Source organism: Streptomyces plumbidurans (assembly GCF_019857225.1).
GTDB lineage: Bacteria > Actinomycetota > Actinomycetes > Streptomycetales > Streptomycetaceae > Streptomyces > Streptomyces plumbidurans.
In genome coordinates this window covers 92528-117898 of sequence record NZ_JAFJSY010000017.1, presented here as the reverse complement: position 1 = coordinate 117898, position 25371 = coordinate 92528, and the positions used below count along the sequence as shown (strand labels likewise).

Sequence of the window (25371 nt, the reverse complement as noted above, 5' to 3'; positions counted from 1 at the left end):
AGGGCCGTCCGGCCTATGCCACCCCATCGAGCATGACGGGGGTGTCGGCATGAACCGTCACCTTCTGTTCGCCGCCCTGGACGCCGCAGAGCGGGGATGGGCGGTGCTGCCGCTCCGTCCCGGCGACAAGCGTCCGGCCTTGCACGGTGAGGACGTCTGCCCCGGCATCGGGGACTGTGCGGGCGGTCACCGCAAGTGGGAAGAGCGCGCCACCATCGACCCCGACCGCATCCGCCGCGCGTGGGGCGACCTGCCGTTCAACGTCGGCATCGCGACCGGCCCGTCCGCGCTGGTCGTCGTCGACCTCGACGTGCCCAAGCGGAAGAGCAGTGCGGACACGCCTAACGGCGTGACGACCTTCACAGCGCTCTGCGAGCGCGCCGAGCAGGCCGTGCCCACCACCCGCACGGTGCGGACCGCGAGCGGCGGGGTTCACCTGTACTTCACCGCTCCGCCCGGCGTTCGGCTCAGCAACACGGCCGGACGGCTCGGAAAGCGCATCGACACCCGCGCGTGGGGTGGCTACGTCGTCGCCCCCGGCAGCCTCACGCCCACGGGCGCCTATGCGGTCGTCAATGACATGCCGCCCGCGCCCATGCCGGACTGGCTGTGCGCTCATCTGACGACCCGTCAGGCTTCGCGGGCACTGACGGCTGCACCGTCGTCCGTGCGGGCGTCCAGCTATGCCGCAGCGGGCTTGAACGCGGAAACCGCGTCCGTGCGGCAGGCGCCGGAGGGCGAGCGCAACGCCACGTTGCTGCGGGCGGCGCGAGCCTTGGGGCGCTTCATCGCGTGGGGCGACCTTCCCAGGGGGCAGGTTGAGGAGGCTCTTCAGTGGGCGGGGGAGCAGGCCGGTCTGTCGCCGCGGTCGTGTGAGGCGACCATTCGCAGCGGTCTGAACTGGTCGATTGCCCGCAACGGTCAGCGGAGGGCGGCATGAGTGCCCTGCCCCGCCCCCAACTGAAGAGCCTTCCCGTCACCCCGACAGGCCCGCACGCCGCCGTACGGGCTGCCCCCGTTCCGGCTGTGGGCGAGCCGAAAGGCGCCGCCCGCAAGGGCGTCCGAACTGCTCTTCGTCCTGACCCGCACCGGGGCGACGGCCGGTATCCGATCGCGTGGCTGTGCATCTGCGCACCGCGCGGCGCCGTGCCTACCGCCACCTCGAAGTGCCAGTGCGGCAGGGACCGCAGCGCCGTCGGCCGCACGAAGGTGCTTGCCCTGATCGAAGACCACACCGCCCACCGCGACGTATGCCCGCTCCGCACCAACCAGGAAGGGAGGCAGGCGGCATGAGCACCAACCCGCCGGCGCCCGCCATGGATGGCTCCGCACTGCTCGATGAGGTCGAAGCCTTCCACCGTCGTTTCAACCTCTTCCCCCTCGAAGCCGCGTATGTCGCCGTGACGCTGTGGGACGCGCACGCGCACCTGCTCGATTGCTTCGACTCCACACCCCGGCTCGCGTTCCTGTCGCCGGAGCCGGGTTCAGGCAAGTCCCGTGCGCTGGAGATCGTGGAAACCCTCGTGCCGCAACCGATGGTGGCGGTCAACGCCTCGGCCTCCGCGCTCTTCCGGGCGGTGTCCGGGATGGAGGGACGGCCGACCATCCTGTTCGACGAGATCGACACCGTTTTTGGCCCCAAGGCCGGAGAGAACGAACAGCTCCGCGGGTTCCTGAACGCCGGGCACCGCCGTTCCGGCGTCATGTGGCGTTGCGTGGGCGACGGCTCCAATCAACAGGTACAGGAGTTCCCGTCGTTCTGCGGGGTCGCGGTCGCCGGTCTCGGCTCGCTGCCGGACACGATCCTGACCCGCTCGGTCATCGTCCGCATGCGCCGCCGCGCACCGAACGAGCGGGTTGAGCCGTTCCGGCAGCGCATCCACGAGAAGGAGGGGCACGCGCTGCGCGACCGGCTCGCCGAATGGGCACAGTCCGTCCGTCACCTGGTCGACGGGGTGTTCCCGGCACTACCGGAGGGCATCAGTGACCGGCCCGCGGACGTGTGGGAGCCCCTGCTCGCCATCGCGGACGCCGCGGGCGGCGCCTGGCCGGAGCGCGCCCGCATCGCGTGCATCGAGCTGGTGAACGCTGCCAAGACCAGCGACAAGGGCAGCATCGGTATCCGCCTGCTCACCGACCTGCGCGACTATGTGTTCAACGGCATCGACCGCCTGCCTACCGTCGCCATCCTCGACAGGCTGCACAGCTTCGAAGAGGCGCCGTGGGCGGACATGAGCGGCAAGCCGCTCGATGCCCGCGGGCTGTCGCGGATGCTGCGGGAGTACATGACCGCGGACAACACACCCATCGCGGCCCGCAACATCAAGGCAGGGGGGAGCGTCATGAAGGGCTACTACGCGAGCGATCTGCACGACGCGTGGCAGCGCTACTGCCCACCCCCCGCGGAAAGTGCGCTACTTCCGCTACCTCCGCTACCGGGCAGCTCAGAGGCGGTTTCCGGGTAGCGGCAAGCCCTTCCGCATCCGCTACCGCAACACCCCATCCGCTACCCGCCCCGCGGCCACGAACCCGGGGCCGGTAGCGGCTCCATCCGCTACCGCTACCTCTATCCGCTACCTGGATCATGCCCCTGACCAGGGCGGTAGCGGAGGTAGCGGAAGTAGCGGACCTGACAGGAAGGGGGCCACCGCCCCCGGAACCCTGCCGAGGAGGCACCGCCGGATGGCCACCGCTGTTGAACCTGCCGAACAGCTCCTCTACCGCCCCGAAGAGGCGGCCAAGGCTCTCAGGATCGGACGCTCGATGGTCTACGAGGAAATCCGCCTCGGACGCCTTCAGACCGTCCGCATCGGCCGTCGCCGACTCGTGCCGCCGGAGTACATCGCGCAGTACGTCGAACTCCTCAAGCGCGAGGCAGAGGCCACCGCCTGAATCCCCATCACTCAAGTTCCGCAGGGCCGCGCCCATCAGGGCGCGGCCCTGTCCTATGGAGGAACAACAGAAAATGACCGAGACCCCGAAGCGCGCCCAACGGGCTGGCCACGGTGCGGACACGATCTATTGGGACCCCGCCAAGAAGAGTTACGTGGGAGCCGTCTCCCTGGGATACGCCCCGAACGGCAAGCGCCGTCGGCCGAAGGTGTACGGCAAAACGAAGACCGAAGTCCGCCAGAAGATCCGGGACTTGAAGAAGGAGATGCAGACCGGCGTCAAGGCGCCGGCCAACTACACCGTGGCCGACGCGGTGAACGACTGGTTGGAGCGCGGACTGAAGGGGCGCGATGAGAAGGGCACCATCGGCAAGAACCGCTCGATGGCGAACAAGCACCTGATCCCGTTCATCGGCAAGGCCAAGCTGAGAGAACTCAGCGCGGACGACGTCGACGACTGGTTGGACGACAGGGCTGAATTCCTCGCGACGCGAAGTCTGCGCGACCTGCTCGCCATCCTGCGCCGCTCCATCGCGCACGCTCAGCGCAGAGACAAGGCCGCGCGGAACGTCGCCCTACTCGTCACCGCACCGGAGGGGCGCCCCGGTCGACCGAGCAAGGCGTTGAACTTGGAGCAGGCGAAAGCCGTACTGACCGCCGCGCGTCCGTCACGGCTGTACGCCTATCTCGTGCTCTCACTCCTCAGCGGTGTGCGTACGGAAGAGGCGCGGCCCCTTACCTGGGATCACGTCTTCCTGGAGACGACGGACGGCATCCCGCCTCACGTCGCGGTGTGGCGTTCGGTGCGCAAGCACGGTGAGACCAAGACCAGGAAGAGCCGCCGGACCATCGCTCTGCCGAAGCAGGTGGTCGACGTCCTCGAAGAGCACATGCGATGGCAGAAGCAGGAACGGGCATCGAGAGGGATGGAGTGGAGCCCGACCGGCCGTGTCTTCACGACCCGGAGCGGCGAGCCGCTTGACGCGGCCAACGTCCGGCGCGACTTCAAGGCGATCGTGAAGAAGGCCGGACTGAAGCCGGAGTGGACGCCGCGGGAACTCCGGCACAGCTTCGTGTCTCTGCTCTCAGACCACGGCATCCCCTTGGAGCGGATCGCGCTCCTGGTCGGTCACAGCAGCCAGGCGACCACAGAGGCGGTCTACCGCAAACAGCTCCGGCCCGTGATCACGCAGGGCGCAGAAGCGATGGACGACATCTTCGCCGAAGATCAGGAAAGGGAGGACGCGGAGGGCCAGGAAGAGGGCGACGCGGTGGCCTGATCAAATTCGTTTGGCCCCCTGTTTGGCCCCCAGGGCATGAAAGAGGCCCATTCGCGATCAAGCGAATGGGCCTCTGACCAGTGTCGGGGTGGCGGGATTTGAACCCACGACCTCTTCGTCCCGAACGAAGCGCGCTGCCAAGCTGCGCTACACCCCGATCGTCGCTGCTGCTCGCGGCGACGTCGATTACTTTAGCCCACCGGTGGCTGGAGACGAAATCCGGTTTTTCGGCGGTGGTGGACCGGGTTGGGGCGGGCGTGGTCGAGGGCGACGAGGAGGATGGCCAGGCCGTAGAAGGCGAGGCCGAGGAGGAGGGCGTTGGCGAGGACGTTCTTGTAGCTGTGCAGGTCGACGTCCAGGAAGGGGTAGAGGTAGCGGCCCGGTGTGCCGGGCGGGATCAGCTCGCCTCTGGTGAGGGAGAAGAGCAGGTACGCCAGGGGGTAGAGCAGCCAGGTCGCCGCCTGGCGGAGGTGCAGGCGGCCGCGGGGGGTCAGGAGCAGCCAGTCCAGCAGTACCGCGACCGGGACCACCGTGTGCAGGATCTGGTTGCTGATCCACTGCCGGCCGGTCAGCGCCGAGGTGCTGCCCGTCATGGAGAACACGGGCGAGGCGTCGGCCAGGAGCAGGTGGTACACCAGCGCCGTGATGGTGATGTAGAGCAGCGTCGCCCCCGTCCACGCCGAGGGGAGCGGTCGGCCGGCCTTCCAGGCGCGGCGGGCCGAGAGCAGAAGGACGACGGCGACCAGGATGTTGCTCTGGATCGTGAAGTAGCTCAGCACCCGTACCGGGCTGCCGAGGAGCAGGTCGAGCGTGACTCCCGCCGCTGCCGTCAGGGCGACCACGAGGCGGTACGCGGCGGCGAGCGGGCGCCGTACGGGAGTCACCACCGCGGCGGCGGGAACCGAGGAAGGCAGCAGTGAGGGCATACCGGACAGTGCTGGAAGATCCGGCATGTCCCGGGGTATCGGGGCGGTCATGCCCTCAAGCTAGGCAAAAGGGGTGTCGGGGGCCACGTGAATGGGCCGCGCGGGTTACGCCCGGCCGACCGCCGCCGGAGGTTACTCCCGTCCCACCAGCGTCAGCAGCGTCGCCTCCGGTGGGCAGGCGAACCGTACCGGCGTGTAGCGGTTGGTGCCGCAGCCCGCCGAGACGTGGAGATACGACGTGTGGCCGTCGGCCGTATGGGTCGACAGGCCCTTCACCCGGTCCGTGTCCAGGTCGCAGTTGGTGACCAGGGCGCCGTAGAAGGGGATGCAGAGCTGTCCGCCATGGGTGTGGCCGGCCAGGACCAGGGGGTACGCGTCCGCCGTGAAGGAGTCCAGTACGCGCAGGTAGGGCGCGTGTACGACGCCCATCGAGAAGTCCGCGGCCCCGGACGGGCCGCCGGCCACCTGGGCGTAGCGGTCGCGCTTGATGTGCGGGTCGTCGAGACCCGTGAGCTCCACCGAGACGCCCTCGACCTTGAGCGTGCCGCGGGTGTTCGTCAGGTTCAGCCAGCCCGCCGCGTCGAAGCCGTCCCGCAGGTCCTCCCACGGGTTGTGGATCGCGCCGACGACCGGTGCGTTGCCGTTCAGCCCGTGGCGCCGCTGGGCCTTCTCCATCAGATAGCGGGCCGGGTTGCGGAACCTGGGGCCGTAGTAGTCGTTCGAGCCGAAGACGTACGCCCCGGGGAACTCCATCAGCGGGCCCAGGGCGTCGAGGACCTCCGGCACGCCCTCCGGGTCGGACAGGTTGTCGCCGGTGTTGATCACGAAGTCGGGGCGCAGCCCGGCCAGGGAGCGCAGCCAGCGCTGCTTCTTGCGCTGCCCGCCGACCATGTGGATGTCGGAGACCTGGAGGATGCGCAGGGGGTGCATCCCCGGCGGCAGGACGGGGATCGTCACCCGTCGCAGCCGGAACGAGCGGACCTCGAACCCCGCCGCGTACACCACACCCGCGGCGCCGGCCGCCGCGATCCCCAGAGGTACTCCGTATCGAGCGCGCATACGCCCATCGTGTCAGACCCGGAGTACCTTCCGAGCCCCACCGCCCTTTAAATGCGCGGGCATCGGGCCGTCGGCACCTGCGACAATCGTCCCATGACCACCACGCTCAAGTCGAAGCTGCAGGAAGACCTCAACGCCGCGATCAAGGGGCGCGACGAGCTGCGCTCCTCGACGCTCCGGCTGACGCTCGCCGCGATCACCAAGGAGGAGGTCGCGGGCAAGGAGAAGCGCGAGCTCTCCGACGACGAGGTGCTGAAGGTGATCACCAAGGAGGCGAAGAAGCGCCGGGAGGCGGCCGACGCCTTCGCGCAGGGTGGTCGCCCCGAGCAGGCCGAGCGGGAGAAGGCGGAGGGCGAGGTGCTCGCCGTGTACCTGCCCAAGCAGCTCGGCGACGACGAGCTGAACGCCATCGTCGCGCAGGCCGTCGAGGAGGCCCGGGCGGCCGGCGCCGAGGGCCCGCGCGCCATGGGCGCCGTCATGAAGATCGTGAACCCGAAGGTCGCCGGCCAGGCCGAGGGCGGCCGCGTGGCCGCGGCGGTGAAGAAGCACCTGGCGGGCTGAGCCGCCGGCCGTAGGGCGTACGACGCCTGATCGCCGCATGTGCCTGATCACCGCATGTGAACCAACGGCCTTGTGCGTACGGCCCCTCTCCACCCATCCCGGTGACACAGGGGCCGTACACATTTCACATACGGATATGGGGCGTCAGCCGCGCCGCCCCCCGTTCCCGTTCCCCCCGTTGCCGTTCTGGCCCTGGAAGAGGTTCGACGGGAAGGAGAAGGTGGGTGTCGGGAGGGCGCCGCCGTTTGTGTTGCCGCCGGTGTCGTTGCCGCCGTCGTTGCCGCCCACCAGGCCGCCGATGAGGCCGCCGTTGTCTCCGTGGTCGCCGTTGTCCCCGTCGTCGTGGCCGTGGCCCCGGCCCTTGTCGCCGTCGGGGATGTTGACGAGGTTGAAGTTCTCCACCGGCTTGCCCTCCAGGGCGCCGGTCATGGCGTCCTTCCAGATCGGGCCCGGGGTGTCGGCGCCGTAGACGAGCGGGTGGTACACACCGCCGATGCTGATGTTCTTCATCTGGCGCCGGTGGGTCGGGTCGCCGACCCAGACCGCGCCCGCCATGTTCGGGGTGTAGCCGACGAACCAGGCCGCGTAGCGGTTGTCCGTCGTACCGGTCTTACCGGCGCTCGGACGGCTGTCGAGACCCGCCTGCTGGCCCGTGCCGTCCTCGACCACGCCCTTCAGGAGCGTGCTCACGGTGTCGGCGGTCTTCTCCGACATCGCGCGCGAGCAGGTCGACTTCGGCACGGCCAGGGACTTCTTCTGGCTGCCGACGGTCTGCGTGATGGACTCGATGGCGACCGGCGTGCAGTACATGCCGCGCGTCGCGAACGCCGCGTACGCGCTCGCCATCGTCAGCGGGGACATCTCCTGCGTGCCCAGCGCGATGGAGGGGGCCTGCTGCATCTTGCCGCCGTCCGCGCGCTCCACGCCCATCTTCTTGGCCATCTCGACGACCGGGCAGATGCCGATGTCGCTGATCAGCTGCACGTAGTAGGTGTTGATCGACTTCGCGGTCGCCTGCTTCATGCTGTACGGGCCGTGCTCCGACTCGTTCTCGTTCGTCAGCTTGGCCGGGTTGTTCGGGTCGGTCCGCCACTGCTTGCCGTCGCAGGTCGACACCGGGCTCGGATAGGCCATCTCGTACGGCGAGGAGTACGACTTCGTCGCCGGCGTGCCGCCCTCCAGGGCCGCCGCGGCCACGATCGGCTTGAACGTCGAACCGGTCTGGTAGCCCGCGCCGCCGCCCATGCCCTGGTCCACCGACAGGTTGATCTGCGTCTCGTGCTTGCGGAAGCCGTACGGCCGGGACTGGCCCATCGCGAGGATCTTGCCGGTGCCGGGCTCGACGAGGGTGGACGCGGTGGCCACGGAGTCGCTCTTGTAGACGTGGTCCTTGATCGACGTCTCGACCGACTTCTGCGCCTGCGGGTCGAGCGTCGTACGGATCGTCAGACCGCCCTGGTTCCAGACCTTCGCCCGGGCCTCCTTGGTCCTGCCGAAGACCGGGTCGTTGAGGAACACCTCGCGCACGTAGTCACAGAAGAAGCCGGCGCCCTTGACCGCGGTGATGCAGCCGTTCTTCGGCTTGCTGGGGTTGAGGCCCAGCGGCGTCTTCTTGGCCTTGTCGGCCTCGGTCTGCGAGATGTCGCCCATGTCGGCCATGCGCTGCAGGACGACATTGCGGCGCTTGGTGGCCTCCGCCTCGTCGTTGACCGGGTCGTACCGGCTCGGCGACTGGACGATGCCCGCGAGCAGCGCCGACTCCTGGACGTTGAGGTCCTTGGCGTGCTTGGAGAAGTAGCGCTGGGCGGCGGCCTCGACGCCGTAGGCCTGCTCGCCGAAGAACGTGATGTTCAGGTAGTTCTCGAGGATCTTCTTCTTGCCGAGCTCCTCCTCGACCTGGATCGCGTACTTCAGTTCCTTGATCTTGCGGCCGAGGGTCTGCTGGGTGGCCTCGGCGACCTTCGTCGGGTCGTCGCCGGCCTCCTCCACGAAGACGTTCTTCACGTACTGCTGGGTGAGCGTGGAGGCGCCCTGGGCCACCCCGCCGCTCCGCGCGTTCGTGTTCAGCGCGCGCAGGACGCCCTTCAGGTCGACCGCGCCGTGCTGGTAGTAGCGCGAGTCCTCGATCGCGACGATCGCCTTCTGCATGTAGGGCGAGACGTCCTTGAGGCCGACCACCGTGCGGTCGCGTGAGTAGACCGTGGCGATCTGGCCGCCGTCGGCGTCGAGGATCGTGGTGCGCTGGCTCAGGGGTGGCGTCTTGAGGTTCGCGGGGAGCTCGTCGAAACTCTCCACCGATCCCTTGGCGGCAAGGCCCAGTGCGCCTACGGCGGGCAACGCGATGCCGGCCAGCACCGCACCGGCGAGCACACTGACACCGAGGAACTTGGCGGCCTGCTGCGTTGGCGACAGACCACCGCCCGAGCGCTTCTTTGGCATGAGGGCAGCCTAATCCGTAGTGATGAGCGTTCCGCAGACGCAGGGGCTTCTCGGAGCGTTCGAGTACCGGACCGTGACATCCAGGTGCAGCCGGGCTGCCGCGAGGGCGGCGGCCTGACCAGCCAAGACGCCTTGCTCATGATGGCGAGCACAGGACGGCCGATCATTCCCGGACGACTGCCCAGCCATGACCAGAGGTCTCATCCTCTGAACGTGACGGCATGGCAACGTCAGGTGTCTACGTTCTCATTCGCCGGACACACGTATATGCCTTGGCCTAAGCTGCTCTCAACTGTCACAGCAGTAGGGCCACGTATCAATACGTCCGGCGACCCCGAATCGTTCCGGAGGTTCCCCAACTTTTTGCTGGGGACGTGTCCGAATCCGCCTTGTGTGTCAGTTGGCGTCCGTTGTGACTCAACAGAACTGTCCCGGTTTGCCGGGAAGATCACGCATGTCACCAGCTCACTCCCCCGGGTGATCTGCCGCTTACGCATAGTCCGTTCGGGCCATTCAAGATTGGGCCCGCTGGGGGTGTTGCGCTCTGCCCGCCTTCCGTAACGTCCTCAACTGGCGGCGGTGCATATGCCGCTGCCGCCGTGGGGGAGCCTCGATTCGGGAGAGGACGGCGCCGGTATGGGCTGGGTAACCGACTGGAGTGCGCAGGCCGCCTGCCGCACTACCGATCCGGATGAACTGTTCGTGCAGGGAGCAGCGCAGAACAGGGCCAAGGCGGTGTGCACCGGATGTCCGGTACGCACGGAATGCCTGGCCGATGCGCTGGACAACCGCGTCGAGTTCGGCGTGTGGGGAGGCATGACGGAGCGGGAGCGCCGCGCACTGCTGCGCAGGCGACCCACGGTCACCTCCTGGCGCCGGCTCCTCGAGACGGCCCGCCTGGAGTACGAGCGCGGGGTGGGCATCCTGCCGCTCGACGACGACCAGGTGTACGAGAACTACGCGGCCGTGAGCTGAGGTCGACCCTCGGATCAGTCCGTAGCGGTCTCCGGGTCCACGGCAGGTTCTGGGTCCACGGCGGTTTCGGCGTCCTCAGCGGTCGTCTCTGAGGCCACGGCGGTTTCGTAGTCCTCAGCGGTCCCTGAAGCCACGTCAGTCTCTTGGGTCCACGGCGGTCTCGGGCAGCTCCGGTCGGTTGGCCGTGAGGCGGTCGCCGATGTTCCGCAGGCCCGCGAGGTCGTGCACATCGCCAGGCAGCGCGGCCACTTCGGCCACCGCCACCTCGGGGTGCAGGGTCGTGAAGCGGTCACGCGTGCGCTGCTCGCGGGAGAGCAGCTGCATACGGTCGGCATGCAGCCGCAACAGGCCCGCGGTGAGCTGGTCGACGTCCCCATCCGCCCCGGGGGAGTGGGGCTCGGATGCGGGTGATTCTGAACTGCCGTACGGGTCGGGAGAGTTACGAAGTCCAGCTTTCCCGCCGTCCTGATCGACAATGCGGGGCTCCACAAGATTTTCCGCGGCGGCGAGCGCCCGCTCGGCCGACAGCCGGGCGGCACCGCTGCCGTGGACGCGGTTGAGCACCAGACCGGCGAGCGGCATGTCCTCCGCCGCCAGCCGCTCCACGAAGTACGCGGCCTCCCGCAGCGCGTCCCGCTCCGGCGCCGCCACCACCAAAAACGCCGTCCCCGGCGCCTGCAGCAGCTTGTACGTGGCATCCGCGCGCGTGCGGAAACCGCCGAAGGTCGTGTCCATCGCCGACACGAACGTCTGGACGTCCTTGAGCAGTTGACCGCCCAGCAGCTTGCCGAGCGTGCCGGTCATCATCGACATCCCGACGTTCAGGAACTTCATGCCCGCGCGGCCGCCCAGCTTCGCCGGGGCGGTCAGCAGCCGGATCAGCCGGCCGTCGAGGAACGAGCCCAGCCGCTTCGGCGCGTCCAGGAAGTCGAGCGCCGAACGCGACGGCGGGGTGTCCACGACGATCAGGTCCCACTCGTTGCGCGCGCGCAGCTGCCCGAGCTTCTCCATCGCCATGTACTCCTGCGTGCCCGCGAAGCCCGCCGAGAGCGACTGGTAGAAGGGGTTCGACAGGATCGCGGCCGCCCGCTCGCGGTCCGCGTGCGCTTCGACGATCTCGTCGAAGGTGCGCTTCATGTCGAGCATCATGGCGTGCAGTTCGCCCCCGCCGTCGACGTCCTTCACCCGGCGCGGGGTGTTGTCGAGCGAGTCGATGCCCATGGACTGCGCGAGCCGGCGTGCCGGGTCGATGGTCAGCACGACCACCTTGCGCCCGCGCTCGGCCGCCCTCAGGCCCAGGGCCGCGGCGGTGGTCGTCTTGCCGACGCCGCCCGAGCCGCAGCACACCACGATCCGGGTCTTCGGGTCGTCGAGCAGCGGGTCGACGTCGAGGGTGCGCGCGGGGGAGAGTGGGTGCCGGGTGCTCTCCTGGTCCGCTGCCGGGTCCGGACTCATGACATCCCCTGCTTCCGCAGCTCGGTGGCCAGCTCGTACAGCCCCGCCAGGTCCATGCCCTCGGCGAGCAGCGGCAGTTCGTGCAGCGGCAGGCCCAGCTCGGCGAGCACCGCGCGCTGCTCGTGCTCCAGCTCGTACCGCTCGGCGTACTCCTCGGCCTGCTCCAGCAGGGGGTCCACCAGCTTCTCGGCGTTCCCGCCCCGCCGGGCGCCACCCAGGCCCGCCGCCGACAGTGCCCTGGCGACCGATGAACGCGGCACGCTGCGCACGAGTTCCAGATCGGCGGCGTCCAACACCTCGGGCCGCACCATGTTCACCATGATCCGGCCCACCGGCAGCTTGGCCGCGCGCAGTTCGGCGATACCGTCCGCGGTCTCCTGGACCGGCATCTCCTCCAGGAGCGTGACCAAATGCACGGCCGTCTCCTTGGACTTCAGCACGCGCATCACGGCCTGCGCCTGATTGTGTATCGGGCCGATCTTGGCGAGTCCCGCCACCTCGTCGTTCACGTTCAGGAAGCGCGTGATGCGGCCTGTGGGCGGCGCGTCCATGACCACGTAGTCGTAGGCGAACCGTCCGCTCTTGTCCTTGCGGCGCACCGCCTCGCACGCCTTGCCGGTCAGGAGCACGTCCCTGAGGCCGGGCGCGATGGTGGTGGCGAAGTCGATCGCGCCGAGTTTCTTGAGGGCTCTGCCGGCGCCTCCGAGCTTGTAGAACATCTGGAGGTAGTCCAAAAGGGCCAGCTCGGGGTCGATGGCGAGGGCGTACACCTCCCCGCCCCCCGGAGCGACGGCGATCTTCCGCTCCTCGTAGGGCAGCGCTTCCGTCTCGAAGAGCTGCGCGATGCCCTGGCGCCCCTCGACCTCGACGAGAAGCGTCCGCTTCCCCTCGGTCGCGAGGGCCAGCGCGAGAGCGGCGGCGACCGTCGTCTTTCCGGTCCCGCCCTTGCCGCTGACGACCTGGAGCCTGCTCACGCCTTCGAGCCTAACCAGTCCGTGCACCAACCACGCGACAGCCTGTGGACAACTCGACCACGGGGGGCGGGTGGGCAGCGGCCAGAGTCAGGCCGCATGTGGTTCGGATGGCCACACCGTGGGCGTATGCGTGGCGTAGACCACTTCACTCTGCAAACTGCGGCTCCTTGGTCTGGACCCGGGGCAATTCTGGCCGGCCGAAGGATACGCGGATCAAGCATCGCTGCCCTTTCCGAAAGGGCTCGGCTCTAGGTATCGGTACTGCGCCAAAAGAGCCCCGCCCAGAGGCGCTCAGACCCACTCGATAGTCACTCGGCCATCAATGACAGCCCGCGCTTTGTTGCCCCGGCTCTTTTCGCTGGGAAGCGCCTTGCGGACGACGATTCGCTTACAGAACAGTGCGACGAACTCTCGGCGAGCGGTCAAGGTCGCAGATTCCCACCATGAGCCCGGCCCCATCGGGTCGCCATTGTCAGACTCGGTCCACCCGCTGATGGGCAGCACCATCGAGCCAGCCTGTCCGAGGACTTTCAAGCGGCTGTCAGCAGCCCGCAGACGCGCTTGCTGAGTCTTCACGTCCTCTTGCCAGCGCGCACGGCCCACGGGGTCACCCGCGTAAAGCTCACGGTCGTCGTAGAGCTGTGTCAGCGCCCGCGTAGCGTCTGCCCGCTCATGCATGACGGCCTGCCGTTCCTGCGCCACCTCGGGAGTTTCGTTGATCTCGGCGTAGTGCGCGGAGACCCGTTCAAGAATCTCCCTCGATTTTCCGTCCCACTCGGCAGCATCAATGAGAGCGAAGATGCTCCGCACCACGTGCTCATCAAGAGTCGTACGACTGATGTAGCTACGGCCCTCATGGTCGCCAGGCGAATGCGTGAGCGGCTTACCCGTAGGCCGGTTGCAGAAGTAGCTGGGGCGGGCAGCGTTGTTCGCACTCATCGAGCAGCCACACGCGCAAGCGAGGATTCCCTGAGAAGACAGCAGCGCTGTGGTCCTGTGCTCGTTCATACGGACCGGCCGCGCGTCGAGCCAATCCTGAACGGCGAACCAATCAGCCTCGCTGAGAATGGGCTCCCAGACGCGCACAGGCTTGCCCTCAGCGTCACGTCGGACACGGTGGCCAGTCACGCGCCCCTGTGCGTTGTAGACCGCCTCAGCGTCGAATCCAGCGAGGTGCGGGTGACGCAGCATGTTGATCACGGTCTTGGGGTGCCAGGAGCTACCCGCTGTCTTCTTCCCGCGCGCCGTTCCGAGAGTTGGTACTCCTTCGGCGTTGAGCGTTGCGCTCATGCTGTGCACAGAGTCCGTGCCAGCGAGCAGACTCTTTACGATCCGCCGGATTACCTCCGCCTCGTCCGGCTGAGTAACAAGCAGTTGCACCGCAACAGGCTTGCCGTTGGGGGTCGTTCGAGTCTCCTGCTTCAGCTGGCGACCATAAGGAGCCTTACCGCCCACGTAACCACCCAGGGAGCGAGCCAGCGCAGCAGCATCACGGACGGCCGTCGACTTGTTCTTGGACTCCTGGTGCGCAGCGTCGAGCCTGAACAGCAGATGAATGACATCCATCATGTCGCCGGGGCGGAACACGCCCTCAGCCACAGAGATGAGGGTCACGCTCAGGGACTGCAAAAGCTCAGTGACGATCGGGATGGCGTCACGGGGTTCGAGGCGAGAAAAGCGGCTGACGTTGTAGACAACGACGACGTTGATGCGGCCCAGGCGGCAGTCACGCAGCAGGCGCTCAAAGTCTGGCCGTTCCTTCTTGCTGTACGCGCTGATCCCGACGTCCTCGTAGTGGCCGTGCCAGGAAGCCTCACGCCCCTGCCGCGCCATCTCGGCGGCGAACGTTGCAAAGCGCCGCTCGTTGGCCTCACGCTGGCTTGCGGGGCTGGCCTCACTGCCGTTGACCCGGCCGTAGGACTGACGCGTATAGCCTGCGACGTGAAAGTTCATACCGCTCACCACCTGGGGTGTCGTCATGGCCGAAGTCAGCCATCGTTCTTGGGAATACGCAACTGTGCCTTTGCTCGTCCACGCCACCAAGCAGATCCTGGACACCTGGGGCGAGGACGGCTGGGAGCTCGTCCAGGTCGTGCCCGGGCCGAACAACCCCGAGCAGCTCGTTGCCTACCTGAAGCGGGAGAAGGCATGAGTGCCGTCGAGGCGAAGCTCGCAGAGCTCGGTCTGACGCTGCCCGAGGTCGTGCCGCCGCTGGCCGCGTACCAGCCGGCCGTGCAGTCCGGTGTGTACGTCTACACCGCCGGTCAGCTCCCCATGGTCGAGGGCAAGCTGCCCGTCACCGGCAAGGTGGGCGGGGAGGTCACGCCCGAGGAGGCCAAGGAACTGGCCCGCACCTGTGCGCTGAACGCACTGGCCGCGGTCAAGTCCGTCACCGGCGACCTGGACCGCATCGCGCGCGTGGTGAAGGTCGTGGGCTTCGTCGCCTCGGCCACCGACTTCACCGGCCAGCCCGGAGTGGTCAACGGCGCGAGCGAACTGCTCGGCGAGGTTCTCGGCGACAAGGGCGTGCACGCGCGCAGCGCGGTCGGCGTGGCGGTGCTGCCGCTGGACGCTCCGGTCGAGGTCGAGATCCAGGTGGAGCTCACGGGGGCGTAGCCGCCCCGGTGGTGTCCAGAGCGGCCGTGTGCCCGGGCCCGGCGCTCTGACCTCGGTGGCCTCTCGAACATTCGCGCACCAGCAGATAGCCTCCGCCCATGGCGAATGGGCAGTGGTTTCCACAGGACTGGCCGGAGCGCATCCGCGCACTCACGGACGGCACGCTCACTCCTGTCGTGCCCAAGCGCGCGGCGACCGTCATGCTCCTGAAGGACACCGACCGCACCCCCGCCGTGCACATGCTGCGCAGACGCGCCTCCATGGCCTTCGCCGGAGGCGCGTACGCCTATCCGGGCGGCGGCGTCGACCCCCGCGACGACGAGCACCACGTCCGCTGGGCGGGTCCCACGCGCGCGTGGTGGGCGCAGCGGCTGGGTGTCGACGAGGCGAGTGCCCAGGCGATCGTCTGCGCGGCCGTGCGCGAGACCTACGAGGAGGCGGGCGTCCTGCTCGCCGGGCCGTCCGCCGACGGCGTCGTCGGTGACACCACGGGCGACGACTGGGAGGCCGACCGCGCGGCCGTGGCCGCCCGCGAGGTCTCCTTCGCCGAGTTCCTCGACCGCCGCGGCCTGGTCCTGCGCTCCGACCTGCTGGGCGCCTGGACCCGCTGGATCACCCCCGAGTTCGAGTCCCGGCGCTACGACACCTGGTTCTTCGTGGCGGCCCTCCCGCAGGGCCAGCGCACTCGCAACGCCTCCACGGAGGCCGACCGCACGGTGTGGATCCGGCCGCAGGAGGCCGTGGAGGGCTACGACAAGGGCGAGCTGCTGATGATGCCGCCCACCGTCGCGACCCTGCGCCAGCTGCTCCCGTACGGCACGGCCGCCGAGGCGCTCGCCGCCGCCCCCGGGCGCGACATGACGGCCGTACTGGCGCGGGCCCGCCTCCAGGACGGGGAGATCGTGCTGTCCTGGCCGGGGCACGACGAGTTCACCAAGCACATCCCGACCGACCTGCCGACCGGTGGAGCCTGAGCATGACGGACGCAGCAGCCCTTCCCGGCCAGCCACGGGGCGGAGTCCTCACCGGCCCCGCCACCTCCCGGGCCGTCAACGTCCTGGCGCCCAACGCCTCGGCGATGACCCTCGACGGCACGAACACCTGGATCCTCGCCGAGCCGGGTTCCGATCTGGCGGTGGTCCTCGACCCCGGGCCGCTGGACGAGGGGCATCTGCGCAACGTCATCGACACGGCCGAGAGGGCCGGACGACGCGTCGCCCTCACCCTGCTGACCCACGGCCACCCCGACCACGCCGAGGGCGCCGCCCGTTTCGCCGAGCTGACCGGTACGCACGTGCGTGCCCTGGACCCGGCGCTGCGGCTGGGCGACGAGGGGCTGGCCGCGGGGGACGTGGTCGAGGTCGGCGGCCTGGAGCTGAGGGTCGTGCCGACCCCGGGCCACACCTCGGACTCCCTCTGCTTCCACCTGCCGGCCGACCGCGCGGTCCTGACGGGCGACACGGTCCTGGGCCGCGGTACGACGGTCGTGGCGCACCCCGACGGCCGCCTCGGCGACTATCTGGACTCGCTGCGCAGGCTGCGGTCCCTGACCGTCGACGACGGCGTGCACACGGTGCTCCCGGGCCACGGTCCGGTCCTGGAGGACGCCCAGGGCGCCGTCGAGTTCTATCTCGCCCACCGTGCCCATCGCCTCGCCCAGGTCGAGACGGCGGTCGAGGAGGGCTGCAGCACGCCGTCCCAGGTCGTCGCGCACGTCTACGCGGACGTCGACCGCTCCCTGTGGCCGGCGGCCGAGCTGTCGGTGCGGGCGCAGCTGGACTACCTGGAGGAGCACGGGCTGATCCAGGGGCCGGCGGCCGAAGCTCCGTAGCCCCTGCAGCCGTCTAGTCTCTGGGACTTTTTACGCCGTGCACGCGCGCGTACTCCCGCGCGAGCCACGGTCCCAGGTCGTCGACGTAGGAGCGCAGTACGGCGGCGTCGCCGGTCGGCTCCCGGCCGAGGGCGGCCGCGGCGAGCATCTGCTGTGCGCGCTCGGGGTAGTACGCGCCGAACGCCTCGGCCATCTCCGTCAGGTCGCTGGTCCAGCCGTTCCAGCGGGGCATGACGAGCGTGAACCCGGTGCGCACGAGATGCCGGGACATGAACCGTACGAGCGGTCGTCGGGCCGCCTCGGCGTCCCCGGTCTGCTCGGTGGTCTGCTCGATGGCCTCCACGGTGGCCTTCTCGATCCGGTGCCGCCAGCGGGGCAGCAGCAGGGCGAGGTCCCCGTTGGTCTCGCGGGCGAGCCGGGAGTCGGGTCGGTAGCGGGGCAGGTGTTCGGCGAGGTCCTCACCCAGCAGCGGGGTGCACAGACAGGCCACGAACCACCCGAGGTCGTACGTCTCCGCCGGGCTCAGCAGCCGTGCCCGGCTGTACAGCAGCGTGCTGACGCCGTCGATCTGCGGGAACTCCCTGTCGACGGCGTCCCCGAGCGCCAGGACGCCCGCCCGGTCGGCGTCCGTCGGCTCCTCCCGCAGCGCGACCAGCAGATCCAGATCGCTGCGTCCCGCGCGTGCGGTGCCGCGCGGGATCGATCCGTAGACGCACGCGCTCTGCAGCCGCGCCCCGAACAGCCCCAGCAGCCGGTCCCGCGCGGAGGCGACGACGGGCCGGAAGGCGGGCGGGATGCGGCCGAGAGAGCCCTCGCGCTCGATGCAGCCCTGGGGGTCGAGGCCCTTGGGGGTCACGTTTTCGGCCATGGGGTCCACTGAGCGGACATGCGGTCACTGAGCGGCCGTTGGGGACACCGAGCGGCCATGGGGACGCTGGAGCAGCCGTCCGGGGGCAGGGCCCCCGGAACACGGCTGGGACGACCGGGCGTCAGCGGGAGCGCTTGGCGAGCCGTTCGACGTCCAGGAGGATCACCGCGCGCGCCTCCAGGCGGAGCCATCCGCGCTGGGCGAAGTCGGCCAGCGCCTTGTTGACCGTCTCGCGGGAGGCGCCGACCAGCTGGGCCAGCTCCTCCTGCGTCAGGTCGTGGACGACGTGGATGCCCTCCTCGGACTGCACGCCGAAGCGGCGCGAGAGGTCCAGCAGGGCTCGGGCGACGCGGCCGGGGACGTCGGAGAAGACGAGGTCGGACATCGCGTCGTTGGTCTTGCGCAGTCGGCGGGCGACGGCGCGCAGGAGGGCTCCGGCCACCTCGGGGCGGGCGCTCAGCCAGGGCTGGAGGTCGCCGTGGCCCAGGCCGAGGAGCTTGACCTCGGTCAGGGCGGTGCCCGTGGCGGTGCGCGGGCCCGGGTCGAAGAGCGAGAGCTCACCGATCAGCTCGCTGGGGCCGACGACGGCGAGCATGTTCTCGCGGCCGTCGGGGGAGGTGCGGTGGAGCTTCACCTTGCCCTCGGTGACGACGTAGAGCCGGTCACCGGGGTCGCCCTCGTGGAACAGCGAGTCACCGCGCGCGAGGGTCACCTCACTCATGGAGGCGCGGAGCTCCGCGGCCTGCTCATCGTCGAGCGCCGCGAAGAGCGGGTTGCGCCGCAGAACGTCGTCCACGAGTTCTCTCCTTGTCGACCTGCTCAGGGGATCTTCATCCCCCTTGGTACCAGGGGACCGTGCTCCCCATTTTGCCGGACGGTCCAAACAGTGTGATCTGTCACAAGGATGCCGCACACATGTCCCGAGGTAAGCGGCAGGGGTCCAATTGGGGGCCGGTCTCCCAGGTCCGGGGCGGATGTCAGTGTCGGGCTCTAGGCTGGCCGGGTGTCCAAAACGCCGGTGAGAGCACAGGCCAAGGGGGCTGGGCGGGTGGTAGTACGTCGTGATTCCGCTGTGGGCGAACAGAACTCCGGCGGTGGAAAGAAACCGGCAAAAGAGGCGAAAGGCGCCGCGGTGAAGAAGGCCGCCGCGAAGAAGACCGCCGTGAAAAAGGCTTCCTCCGCAGTGAAAAAGTCGGCGCCGGCGAAGAAGGCACCCGTCAAGAAAGCGACCGTCGCGCCGAAGAAGGCGACCGCCGCTGTCAAGGGTGTCCCTGCCGCGCAGCCCGTCGCCAAGCCGCCGACGGGTGAGTCGCACACCGCGCTGGTCCGCCGCGCCCGCCGCATCAACCGCGAACTCGCCGATGTGTATCCGTACGCCCACCCGGAGCTGGACTTCGACAACCCCTTCCAGCTCGTGATCGCCACGGTCCTGTCGGCGCAGACCACCGACCTCAGGGTCAACCAGACGACGCCGGCGCTCTTCGCCAAGTACCCCACCCCCGAGGACCTGGCCGCCGCCAACCCCGAGGAGGTCGAGGAGATCCTCCGCCCGACCGGCTTCTTCCGGGCCAAGACCAAGTCCGTCATGGGGCTGTCGAAGGCGCTGGTGGAGCAGTTCGGCGGGGAGGTCCCCGGCCGCCTCGAGGATCTGGTCAAGCTGCCCGGTGTGGGCCGCAAGACCGCCTTCGTGGTGCTCGGCAACGCCTTCGGGCGCCCCGGCATCACGGTGGACACGCACTTCCAGCGGCTGGTGCGGCGCTGGCAGTGGACCGATCAGACCGACCCGGACAAGATCGAGGCCGCGGTCGGCGCGCTGTTCCCCAAGAGCGACTGGACGGACCTCTCGCACCATGTGATCTGGCACGGCCGCCGCATCTGCCACGCCCGCAAGCCCGCCTGCGGTGCCTGCCCCATCGCCCCGCTCTGCCCGGCGTACGGCGAGGGCGAGACGGACCCGGAGAAGGCGAAGAAGCTCCTGAAGTACGAGAAGGGCGGCTTCCCCGGCCAGCGCCTGAAGCCCCCGCAGTCGTACCTCGACGCGGGCGGAAAGCCGGCCCCGCCCCTGGGCGCCTGATGGGGGGCGCCGTGACGGCGGGCGCTGTTTCGCGCCACGGCCCCGATCGGGTGGCTCAGGAACGATCTCGGGTACGCGGGACGTTGGACTCGGCAGGACGGGGGTGGCGATGACGCGCGCGAGCCATACGCAGGGCGGTCCGGTGACGGTCACCAAGGAGGGGCTGCCCGAGTGGCTGGACCCGGTGGTGCGGGCCGTGGAGACGGTGCAGCCGCTGCAGTTGAGCCGTTTCCTGCCGCCGGAGGACGGCGCGGGCCGGCAGTCCGCGGTCCTGGTCCTCTTCGGTGAGGGCGAGCGCGGCCCCGAGCTGCTGCTCATGGAGCGGGCGAGTTCCCTGAGATCACATGCCGGCCAGCCGTCCTTCCCGGGCGGCGCCCTCGACCCCGAGGACGGCGACCCGGCGGCCGAGGGGCCGCTCAGAGCCGCGCTGCGCGAGGCCGAGGAGGAGACGGGGCTCGATGCGTCCGGCGTCCAGCTCTTCGGCGTCCTGCCGAGGCTGTACATCCCGGTCAGCGGCTTCGTGGTGACGCCGGTGCTGGGCTGGTGGCGCGAGCCGAGCCCGGTCGGCGTCGTCGACCCGAACGAGACGGCCCGCGTCTTCACGGTCCCCGTGGCGGATCTCACGAACCCCGACAACCGGGTCACCACGGTGCATCCCAGCGGCCACCGAGGTCCGGCATTTCTGGTCGAATCGGCCCTGGTGTGGGGCTTCACGGCGGGAATCATCGACCGCCTGTTCCACTACGCGGGCTGGGAGCGCCCCTGGGACCGTGACAAGCAGGTCCCGCTCGACTGGCGGTCATGACAGGGTGTCTGCCGTACCTGAGGTGACCGCGAAGTGATGAGGCGAGGCTCGAACCGGTGAACGTGCTGGACATCCTGTTGCTGGTCGCCGCCGTCTGGTTCGCGATCGTGGGTTATCGCCAGGGCTTCGTCGTCGGCATCCTGTCGGTGATCGGCTTCCTGGGCGGCGGTCTCGTCGCCGTCTACACCCTGCCCGTCATCTGGGACGCGCTGACCGACAACGCCGAGGTGAGCACCACGGCCGCGGTCGTCGCGGTTGTCGTCGTCATCGTCTGCGCCTCGGTCGGCCAGGCGCTGACCACCCATCTGGGCAACAAGCTGCGCCGGTTCATCACCTGGTCCCCGGCCCGTGCCCTGGACGCGACCGGCGGCGCCCTCGTCAACGTCGTGGCCATGCTCCTGGTGGCCTGGCTGATCGGCTCCGCCCTCGCGGGCACCACCCTGCCGACCCTCGGCAAGGAGGTCCGCAACTCGCAGGTGCTCCTCGGCGTCTCCCGGGCGCTGCCCAACCAGGCGGACACCTGGTTCGCGGACTTCTCCTCGGTGCTCGCGCAGAACGGCTTCCCGCAGGTCTTCAGCCCGTTCGCGAACGAACCGATCACCGACGTACGGCCCCCCGACCCCGCCCTCGCCAACAGCCCCGTGGTCACGCGCGCCAAGCGCTCCATCGTCAAGGTCGTGGGCACGGCCCAGAGTTGCGGCAAGGTCCTGGAGGGCAGCGGCTTCGTCTTCGGCGACCGCCGGGTGATGACCAACGCGCATGTCGTCGGCGGCGTCGACGAGCCCACCGTCCAGATAGGCGGCGAGGGCAGGAAGTACGACGCGAAGGTCGTCCTCTACGACTGGCACCGCGACATCGCCGTGCTCGACGTACCCGATCTCCGGGCGCCCGCCCTGAAGTTCACCACCACGGACGCCCGAAGCGGCGACAGCGCGATCATCGCGGGCTTCCCGGAGAACGGCGCCTACGACGTCCGGGCCGCACGCGTGCGGGGCCGCCTGCCCGCCAACGGCCCGGACATCTACCACCGGGGCACCGTCCGCCGCGACGTCTACTCGCTGTACACGACCGTCCGCCAGGGCAACTCCGGCGGCCCGCTGCTGACGCCCCAGGGCAATGTCTACGGCGTCGTCTTCGCGAAGTCCCTCGACGACGCCGACACGGGATACGCGCTCACCGCCGACGAGATCCAGGCGGACATCACCCAGGGGCGTACGGCCAACCAGCAGGTGGACAGCGACAGCTGTGCCCTTTGAGCCGGTGACAGCTGTGCCCCGCGAGTTCTCGTGGTGGAGGAAGAGGGGCCGTCAGCCGCGCGGGTGACGCAGGCGTACGGAGACCCAGCGGGCCCTGCGGCGCAGAATGTGCGGTATGCCCACGCGGAGGTCCGTGCCCGTCATCTGCGTTGCACCGCCTCGCTGGTGGGAGCTCAGACCAGTGGCCGAGCGTCGGTTGCGTGCTGCGTCACCGTAGTCGTGCGTCCAGCCCATACCCCGACGTGTGCCCCTGCCCCAAGGTCGATAACCGCTCCCAGGGCTCCCAATTGGCCTATGCGCCAGGCAATTGGCCGTTCGTCGGACACCTGTTCAGATCCGGATACCGGACGCATGGGAACGCTCACCGATCCGGTTCGGGATCCTTCAGCCAATTGACCAGTTCTGTGGTGAAAGCGACCGGATCCTCCTCGTGCGGGAAGTGCCCCAGTCCGTCGAACAGCCGCCAGCGGTACGGCGCTTCGACGTACTCGCCGGACCCGGCCGCGCTCCGCGTCCGCATCACGGGGTCGAGCGAACCGTGCAGATGCAGGGTCGGCACCCGCAGCGGCCGCTTCATCCGCCGGTTGAACTGGATCCCGTCCGGACGGGCCATCGAGCGGACCATCCAGCGGTACGGCTCGATCGAGCAGTGGGCCGTGGAGGGGATGCACATCGCGCGGCGGTAGATCTCCAGCGCCTTGTCGTCGGCCGGGTTCGGCCCCGACCACTCGCGGATCAGCTCGCCGACGAGCGCGCCGTCGTCCGAGGTCAGCTGCCGCTCGGGGAGCCAGGGGCGCTGGAACCCCCAGATGTAGGAGCCCGCGCGCGTCTGCTTGACGTCCGAGAGCATCGCCGAGCGCCAGCGCCGGGGATGCGGCATCGAGGCGACCGCGAGGCGGCGTACGAGCTTGGGGCGCATCACGGCCGCCGTCCAGGCCAGATAGCCGCCCAGGTCGTGGCCGACGAGCGCGGCGTCCGGCTCGCCCAGCGAGCGGATCACGCCGGTGATGTCGAGGGCGAGGTTCGCGGGGTCGTAGCCGCGCGGGGTGCGGTCGCTGCCGCCGACGCCGCGCAGATCCATGGCCACGGCCCGGAAGCCCTCGTCGGCGAGGGCGCCCAGCTGGTGCCGCCAGGCCCACCAGAACTGCGGGAAGCCGTGCAGCAGCAGCACGAGAGGTCCGTCGCCGGCCTCGGCGATGTGGAAGCGCGCGCCGTTGGCGGCGACCTCGCGGTGCGTCACCTTCGTCCCGTCGGGCAGGACGTCGGGGCGTACGACCGAGGCCGATGGCGCCGAGGATGAGTGCCCCGCAGGGATGAACGAGCCCGTCATGAGGATGAGCGTGCCACAGCCTCGATGGCTTCGGGGGTCCGGTCCTCGATCGCTGGCAACTCGGGACGCGGGTGCGGCTTGGCCTTCTGCAGGACGTTCGCGGTCTCCTTCATGGACGCGGCGACCTTCTGCGGCCCCTTGCCCTTCTTGGCCTTCTTCGCGAAGACGATGCCGATCAGCGCGAGGACGGCGGCGAGGAGGACATTGGCCGCGAAGGACAGCAGGAAGCACCAGCCGAGGTTCCAGCCGTCCTCGCCGTTGTGACCGCCGGTCCAGGCGTGGATCCCGTACGCCAGCGCGAAGTTCAGCATCGGCAGGGAGAACACCAGGATGGCCGCGGCCACCGTGAACGCGCCGCCGCTGGTCGCGCCGCGCTTGACGTCCTGCTTGAGCTGCGCCTTGGCCAGCGCGATCTCGTCGTGCACCAGCGCCGACATCTCGGCCGTCGCGGAGGCGAACAGCTGGCCGATGCTGCGTTCTGCGCCGACCGGGCTGCCGTCGGGTGCGCTCATCGCGGTCTCCCTCTTCTGCCGTACTGCCTTCGAGCGGTCCTTTTGTACCGTCCCGTCAGATCATGCCGGACGGTCGTCGTCCTCGCCTGCCCCGCCCGGTACTTCGGCAAGCGCGCGTCGCTCGGCCGCCTTCAGTTCGGCGATCCTGCGGTGCTCGGCGGCCTTGCTCTCGTGGATGGCGGCCATCCTCAGGTGATACTCCGGATCGTCCTGCTCGTACACGTCCGGGATGCCGTCGAGGTCCTCGTCGCGCTCCTCTTCCTCGCACAGCCTGCGGTACCGGGTGTTGCGTATCTTCAGCAGCACGGTGGCCAGCAGCGCCGCGATCAGCGATCCGCACAGCACCGCGGCCTTGACCTCGTCAGTCAGTACGGCGTCCCCGTCGAAGGCGAGTTCGCCGATCAGCAGCGACACGGTGAAGCCGATGCCGGCCAGGGTCGCCACCGCGAACACGTCCGGCCAGGCGAGGTCGTCGCTCAGCGACGCACGGGTGAAGCGGGCCGTCAGCCACGTACCGCCGAAGATCCCGACCGCCTTGCCGACGACCAGGCCGAAGACGACACCCAGCGTCTCCGGCTTGGTGAACACGTCCCCCAGGGCGCCGCCCGAGACGGTGACACCGGCGCTGAACAGCGCGAACAGCGGGACCGCGAGGCCGGCCGACAGCGGCCGTACGAGATGCTCGATGCGCTCGCCCGGGGAGTGTGCCTCGCCCTCACGCGTATGGCAGCGCAGCATCAGGCCCATCGCGACGCCCGCGATGGTGGAGTGGACGCCGCTGTTGTACATCAGCCCCCAGATCACCAGGGCGAGCGGGACGTAGACGTACCAGCCGCGCACGCCCTTGCGCAGCAGCAGCCAGAAGACCGCGAGGCCAACGACCGCGCCGGCGAGCGCCGCGAAGTCGATGGTGCTGGTGAAGAAGACGGCGATGATCAGGATCGCGAAGAGGTCGTCGACGACGGCGAGGGTGAGAAGGAAGGCGCGCAGGGCGCTCGGCAGGGACGTACCGATGACCGCCAGGACCGCCAGCGCGAAGGCGATGTCGGTCGCGGTGGGGACGGCCCAGCCCTGCAGCGAACCGCCGCCGGTCAGATTGGTGAGCGTGTAGACGAGGGCCGGTACGGCCATCCCGCACAGGGCCGCTACGACCGGCAGGGCGGCCGCCCTGGGGTCGCGGAGATCACCGGCGACCAGCTCGCGCTTGAGCTCGATGCCGGCGACGAAGAAGAAGATCGCGAGCAGCCCGTCGGCGGCCCAGTGCGCGACCGACAGATTCAGGCCGAGCGCGTCGGGTCCGAAGTGAACGTGGCTGACGCTCTCGTAGCTGTCGTGCAGTGCGGGGATGTTCGCCCAGACGAGTGCCGCCACGGCCGCCGCGAGCAGGAGCACGCCGCCGACCGTCTCGGTGCGCAGCGCGTTCGCGACGAAGTTCCGCTCCGGCAGGGACAGACGTCCGAAAGCCTTGCGGGCGGGGCTGGTGCGGGGCGCGGCCACGGTGGGAGACCTCCGGTCGGTG

Annotated in this window: 26 protein-coding genes and 1 tRNA gene; 14 read left to right on the top strand and 13 right to left on the bottom strand. The window is 69.3% G+C overall.

Annotated features, from left to right (window positions below; all coding sequences use genetic code 11):
• Positions 1-49: 49 nt before the first annotated feature.
• The 5 genes from JYK17_RS14415 to JYK17_RS14395 all read left to right on the top strand — a co-directional run bounded on the left by JYK17_RS14415 (position 50) and on the right by JYK17_RS14395 (position 4171).
• Positions 50-940: a bifunctional DNA primase/polymerase gene (locus JYK17_RS14415; RefSeq protein ID WP_222810494.1), complete on the top strand. Its 891-nt coding sequence runs from the start codon at positions 50-52 to the stop codon at positions 938-940.
• Complete coding sequence (locus JYK17_RS40520; protein WP_261995726.1) at positions 937-1293, top strand: hypothetical protein; 357 nt, start codon at positions 937-939, stop codon at positions 1291-1293. The genes JYK17_RS14415 and JYK17_RS40520 overlap by 4 nt, the downstream gene beginning before the upstream one ends.
• Complete coding sequence (locus tag JYK17_RS14405) at positions 1290-2465, top strand: DUF3631 domain-containing protein (protein WP_222810493.1); 1176 nt, start codon at positions 1290-1292, stop codon at positions 2463-2465. The genes JYK17_RS40520 and JYK17_RS14405 overlap by 4 nt, the downstream gene beginning before the upstream one ends.
• A 217-nt stretch (positions 2466-2682) precedes the next feature.
• On the top strand, positions 2683-2892 hold the full coding sequence (locus JYK17_RS14400; RefSeq protein ID WP_222810492.1) for a helix-turn-helix domain-containing protein: 210 nt from the start codon (positions 2683-2685) through the stop codon (positions 2890-2892).
• Between the two features lie 73 nt (positions 2893-2965).
• Positions 2966-4171: a site-specific integrase gene (locus JYK17_RS14395; RefSeq protein WP_222810491.1), complete on the top strand. Its 1206-nt coding sequence runs from the start codon at positions 2966-2968 to the stop codon at positions 4169-4171.
• Positions 4172-4254: 83 nt separating this feature from the next.
• Here the strand turns inward: JYK17_RS14395 and JYK17_RS14390 are convergent.
• The 3 genes from JYK17_RS14390 to JYK17_RS14380 all read right to left on the bottom strand — a co-directional run bounded on the left by JYK17_RS14390 (position 4255) and on the right by JYK17_RS14380 (position 6156).
• A tRNA-Pro gene (locus JYK17_RS14390) sits at positions 4255-4328 on the bottom strand.
• Positions 4329-4362: 34 nt separating this feature from the next.
• Complete coding sequence (locus tag JYK17_RS14385) at positions 4363-5148, bottom strand: Pr6Pr family membrane protein (protein ID WP_108010841.1); 786 nt, start codon at positions 5146-5148, stop codon at positions 4363-4365.
• Between the two features lie 81 nt (positions 5149-5229).
• On the bottom strand, positions 5230-6156 hold the full coding sequence (locus JYK17_RS14380; RefSeq protein WP_108010843.1) for a metallophosphoesterase: 927 nt from the start codon (positions 6154-6156) through the stop codon (positions 5230-5232).
• Positions 6157-6249: 93 nt separating this feature from the next.
• On the opposite strand from JYK17_RS14380, the gene JYK17_RS14375 reads away from it, so the two are divergent.
• On the top strand, positions 6250-6717 hold the full coding sequence (locus JYK17_RS14375; protein ID WP_108011127.1) for a GatB/YqeY domain-containing protein: 468 nt from the start codon (positions 6250-6252) through the stop codon (positions 6715-6717).
• Between the two features lie 144 nt (positions 6718-6861).
• Here JYK17_RS14375 and JYK17_RS14370 read toward each other — a convergent pair whose 3' ends face one another.
• The gene (locus JYK17_RS14370; RefSeq protein ID WP_108010845.1) at positions 6862-9156 is read right to left on the bottom strand and encodes a transglycosylase domain-containing protein; all 2295 of its coding nucleotides are present in this window, start codon (positions 9154-9156) and stop codon (positions 6862-6864) included.
• A 636-nt stretch (positions 9157-9792) separates the two neighbouring features.
• Between JYK17_RS14370 and wblA the strand changes: the two genes are divergently transcribed.
• On the top strand, positions 9793-10131 hold the full coding sequence (gene wblA / locus JYK17_RS14365) for a transcriptional regulator WblA (protein ID WP_037783411.1): 339 nt from the start codon (positions 9793-9795) through the stop codon (positions 10129-10131).
• Between the two features lie 135 nt (positions 10132-10266).
• Here wblA and bagB read toward each other — a convergent pair whose 3' ends face one another.
• The 3 genes from bagB to JYK17_RS14350 form a co-directional block, all read right to left on the bottom strand.
• Positions 10267-11586, bottom strand: coding sequence for an ATPase BagB (bagB, locus tag JYK17_RS14360; RefSeq protein WP_108010847.1), 1320 nt, complete (start codon positions 11584-11586; stop codon positions 10267-10269).
• Positions 11583-12638 carry an ATPase BagA gene (bagA, locus tag JYK17_RS14355; RefSeq protein WP_258198297.1) on the bottom strand — a complete coding sequence of 352 codons (1056 nt, stop codon included), beginning with the start codon at positions 12636-12638 and terminating at the stop codon, positions 11583-11585. The genes bagB and bagA overlap by 4 nt, the downstream gene beginning before the upstream one ends.
• A 213-nt stretch (positions 12639-12851) precedes the next feature.
• Positions 12852-14540 (bottom strand): recombinase family protein, encoded by a 1689-nt coding sequence (locus JYK17_RS14350; RefSeq protein ID WP_222810490.1) that lies wholly within the window; start codon positions 14538-14540, stop codon positions 12852-12854.
• Between JYK17_RS14350 and sp36 the strand changes: the two genes are divergently transcribed.
• The 4 genes from sp36 (at position 14539) to JYK17_RS14330 (ending at position 17007) form a co-directional block, all read left to right on the top strand.
• Positions 14539-14712 carry a Sp36 family protein gene (gene sp36 / locus JYK17_RS14345; protein ID WP_108010853.1) on the top strand — a complete coding sequence of 58 codons (174 nt, stop codon included), beginning with the start codon at positions 14539-14541 and terminating at the stop codon, positions 14710-14712. The two genes, JYK17_RS14350 and sp36, sit on opposite strands and share 2 nt — an antisense overlap.
• Positions 14709-15176: a RidA family protein gene (locus tag JYK17_RS14340; RefSeq protein ID WP_108010855.1), complete on the top strand. Its 468-nt coding sequence runs from the start codon at positions 14709-14711 to the stop codon at positions 15174-15176. The genes sp36 and JYK17_RS14340 overlap by 4 nt, the downstream gene beginning before the upstream one ends.
• A gap of 98 nt (positions 15177-15274) precedes the next feature.
• Complete coding sequence (locus JYK17_RS14335; protein ID WP_128802577.1) at positions 15275-16150, top strand: NUDIX hydrolase; 876 nt, start codon at positions 15275-15277, stop codon at positions 16148-16150.
• A 2-nt stretch (positions 16151-16152) separates the two neighbouring features.
• Entirely contained in the window at positions 16153-17007 is an 855-nt protein-coding gene (locus JYK17_RS14330) for an MBL fold metallo-hydrolase (RefSeq protein WP_108010859.1), read from the top strand.
• Positions 17008-17020: 13 nt separating this feature from the next.
• Here JYK17_RS14330 and JYK17_RS14325 read toward each other — a convergent pair whose 3' ends face one another.
• Positions 17021-17875, bottom strand: coding sequence for a nucleotidyltransferase domain-containing protein (locus JYK17_RS14325; protein WP_108010861.1), 855 nt, complete (start codon positions 17873-17875; stop codon positions 17021-17023).
• Positions 17876-17996: 121 nt separating this feature from the next.
• Positions 17997-18671, bottom strand: a complete 675-nt coding sequence (locus JYK17_RS14320) for a Crp/Fnr family transcriptional regulator (protein WP_016437305.1) — start codon at positions 18669-18671, stop codon at positions 17997-17999.
• Between the two features lie 276 nt (positions 18672-18947).
• On the opposite strand from JYK17_RS14320, the gene nth reads away from it, so the two are divergent.
• The 3 genes from nth (at position 18948) to JYK17_RS14305 (ending at position 22010) form a co-directional block, all read left to right on the top strand.
• Positions 18948-19949, top strand: coding sequence for an endonuclease III (gene nth, locus JYK17_RS14315; RefSeq protein ID WP_108010863.1), 1002 nt, complete (start codon positions 18948-18950; stop codon positions 19947-19949).
• Positions 19950-20058: 109 nt separating this feature from the next.
• Complete coding sequence (locus JYK17_RS14310; RefSeq protein WP_108010865.1) at positions 20059-20754, top strand: NUDIX hydrolase; 696 nt, start codon at positions 20059-20061, stop codon at positions 20752-20754.
• A gap of 56 nt (positions 20755-20810) precedes the next feature.
• On the top strand, positions 20811-22010 hold the full coding sequence (locus JYK17_RS14305; RefSeq protein WP_128802579.1) for a MarP family serine protease: 1200 nt from the start codon (positions 20811-20813) through the stop codon (positions 22008-22010).
• A gap of 51 nt (positions 22011-22061) precedes the next feature.
• Here JYK17_RS14305 and JYK17_RS40515 read toward each other — a convergent pair whose 3' ends face one another.
• The 4 genes from JYK17_RS40515 to nhaA all read right to left on the bottom strand — a co-directional run bounded on the left by JYK17_RS40515 (position 22062) and on the right by nhaA (position 25349).
• Positions 22062-22244, bottom strand: a complete 183-nt coding sequence (locus JYK17_RS40515) for a hypothetical protein (protein WP_108010869.1) — start codon at positions 22242-22244, stop codon at positions 22062-22064.
• 127 nt (positions 22245-22371) lie between these two features.
• Positions 22372-23340: an alpha/beta fold hydrolase gene (locus tag JYK17_RS14300; RefSeq protein ID WP_128802580.1), complete on the bottom strand. Its 969-nt coding sequence runs from the start codon at positions 23338-23340 to the stop codon at positions 22372-22374.
• On the bottom strand, positions 23337-23852 hold the full coding sequence (locus JYK17_RS14295) for a phage holin family protein (RefSeq protein WP_128802581.1): 516 nt from the start codon (positions 23850-23852) through the stop codon (positions 23337-23339). The genes JYK17_RS14300 and JYK17_RS14295 overlap by 4 nt, the downstream gene beginning before the upstream one ends.
• A 60-nt stretch (positions 23853-23912) precedes the next feature.
• The gene (gene nhaA / locus JYK17_RS14290) at positions 23913-25349 is read right to left on the bottom strand and encodes a Na+/H+ antiporter NhaA (protein ID WP_108010875.1); all 1437 of its coding nucleotides are present in this window, start codon (positions 25347-25349) and stop codon (positions 23913-23915) included.
• Between the last annotated feature and the right edge of the window lie 22 nt (positions 25350-25371).

Bases quoted from the DNA above. Each gene is read 5' to 3' on its own strand.
- JYK17_RS14385 (WP_108010841.1), bottom strand. From the start codon at position 5,148: ATGACCGCCCCGATACCCCGGGACATGCCGGATCTTCCAGCACTGTCC.
- JYK17_RS14350 (WP_222810490.1), bottom strand. From the start codon at position 14,540: ATGACGACACCCCAGGTGGTGAGCGGTATGAACTTTCACGTCGCAGGC.
- JYK17_RS14330 (WP_108010859.1), top strand. From the start codon at position 16,153: ATGACGGACGCAGCAGCCCTTCCCGGCCAGCCACGGGGCGGAGTCCTC.
- JYK17_RS14395 (WP_222810491.1), top strand. From the start codon at position 2,966: ATGACCGAGACCCCGAAGCGCGCCCAACGGGCTGGCCACGGTGCGGAC.
- JYK17_RS14340 (WP_108010855.1), top strand. From the start codon at position 14,709: ATGAGTGCCGTCGAGGCGAAGCTCGCAGAGCTCGGTCTGACGCTGCCC.
- JYK17_RS14375 (WP_108011127.1), top strand. From the start codon at position 6,250: ATGACCACCACGCTCAAGTCGAAGCTGCAGGAAGACCTCAACGCCGCG.
- JYK17_RS40520 (WP_261995726.1), top strand. From the start codon at position 937: ATGAGTGCCCTGCCCCGCCCCCAACTGAAGAGCCTTCCCGTCACCCCG.
- JYK17_RS14370 (WP_108010845.1), bottom strand. From the start codon at position 9,156: ATGCCAAAGAAGCGCTCGGGCGGTGGTCTGTCGCCAACGCAGCAGGCC.
- JYK17_RS14300 (WP_128802580.1), bottom strand. From the start codon at position 23,340: ATGACGGGCTCGTTCATCCCTGCGGGGCACTCATCCTCGGCGCCATCG.
- JYK17_RS14380 (WP_108010843.1), bottom strand. From the start codon at position 6,156: ATGCGCGCTCGATACGGAGTACCTCTGGGGATCGCGGCGGCCGGCGCC.
- JYK17_RS14325 (WP_108010861.1), bottom strand. From the start codon at position 17,875: ATGGCCGAAAACGTGACCCCCAAGGGCCTCGACCCCCAGGGCTGCATC.
- JYK17_RS14415 (WP_222810494.1), top strand. From the start codon at position 50: ATGAACCGTCACCTTCTGTTCGCCGCCCTGGACGCCGCAGAGCGGGGA.
- wblA (WP_037783411.1), top strand. From the start codon at position 9,793: ATGGGCTGGGTAACCGACTGGAGTGCGCAGGCCGCCTGCCGCACTACC.
- sp36 (WP_108010853.1), top strand. From the start codon at position 14,539: ATGGCCGAAGTCAGCCATCGTTCTTGGGAATACGCAACTGTGCCTTTG.
- JYK17_RS14295 (WP_128802581.1), bottom strand. From the start codon at position 23,852: ATGAGCGCACCCGACGGCAGCCCGGTCGGCGCAGAACGCAGCATCGGC.
- bagB (WP_108010847.1), bottom strand. From the start codon at position 11,586: ATGAGTCCGGACCCGGCAGCGGACCAGGAGAGCACCCGGCACCCACTC.
- JYK17_RS14405 (WP_222810493.1), top strand. From the start codon at position 1,290: ATGAGCACCAACCCGCCGGCGCCCGCCATGGATGGCTCCGCACTGCTC.
- JYK17_RS40515 (WP_108010869.1), bottom strand. From the start codon at position 22,244: ATGGGCTGGACGCACGACTACGGTGACGCAGCACGCAACCGACGCTCG.
- JYK17_RS14335 (WP_128802577.1), top strand. From the start codon at position 15,275: ATGGCGAATGGGCAGTGGTTTCCACAGGACTGGCCGGAGCGCATCCGC.
- JYK17_RS14310 (WP_108010865.1), top strand. From the start codon at position 20,059: ATGACGCGCGCGAGCCATACGCAGGGCGGTCCGGTGACGGTCACCAAG.
- JYK17_RS14400 (WP_222810492.1), top strand. From the start codon at position 2,683: ATGGCCACCGCTGTTGAACCTGCCGAACAGCTCCTCTACCGCCCCGAA.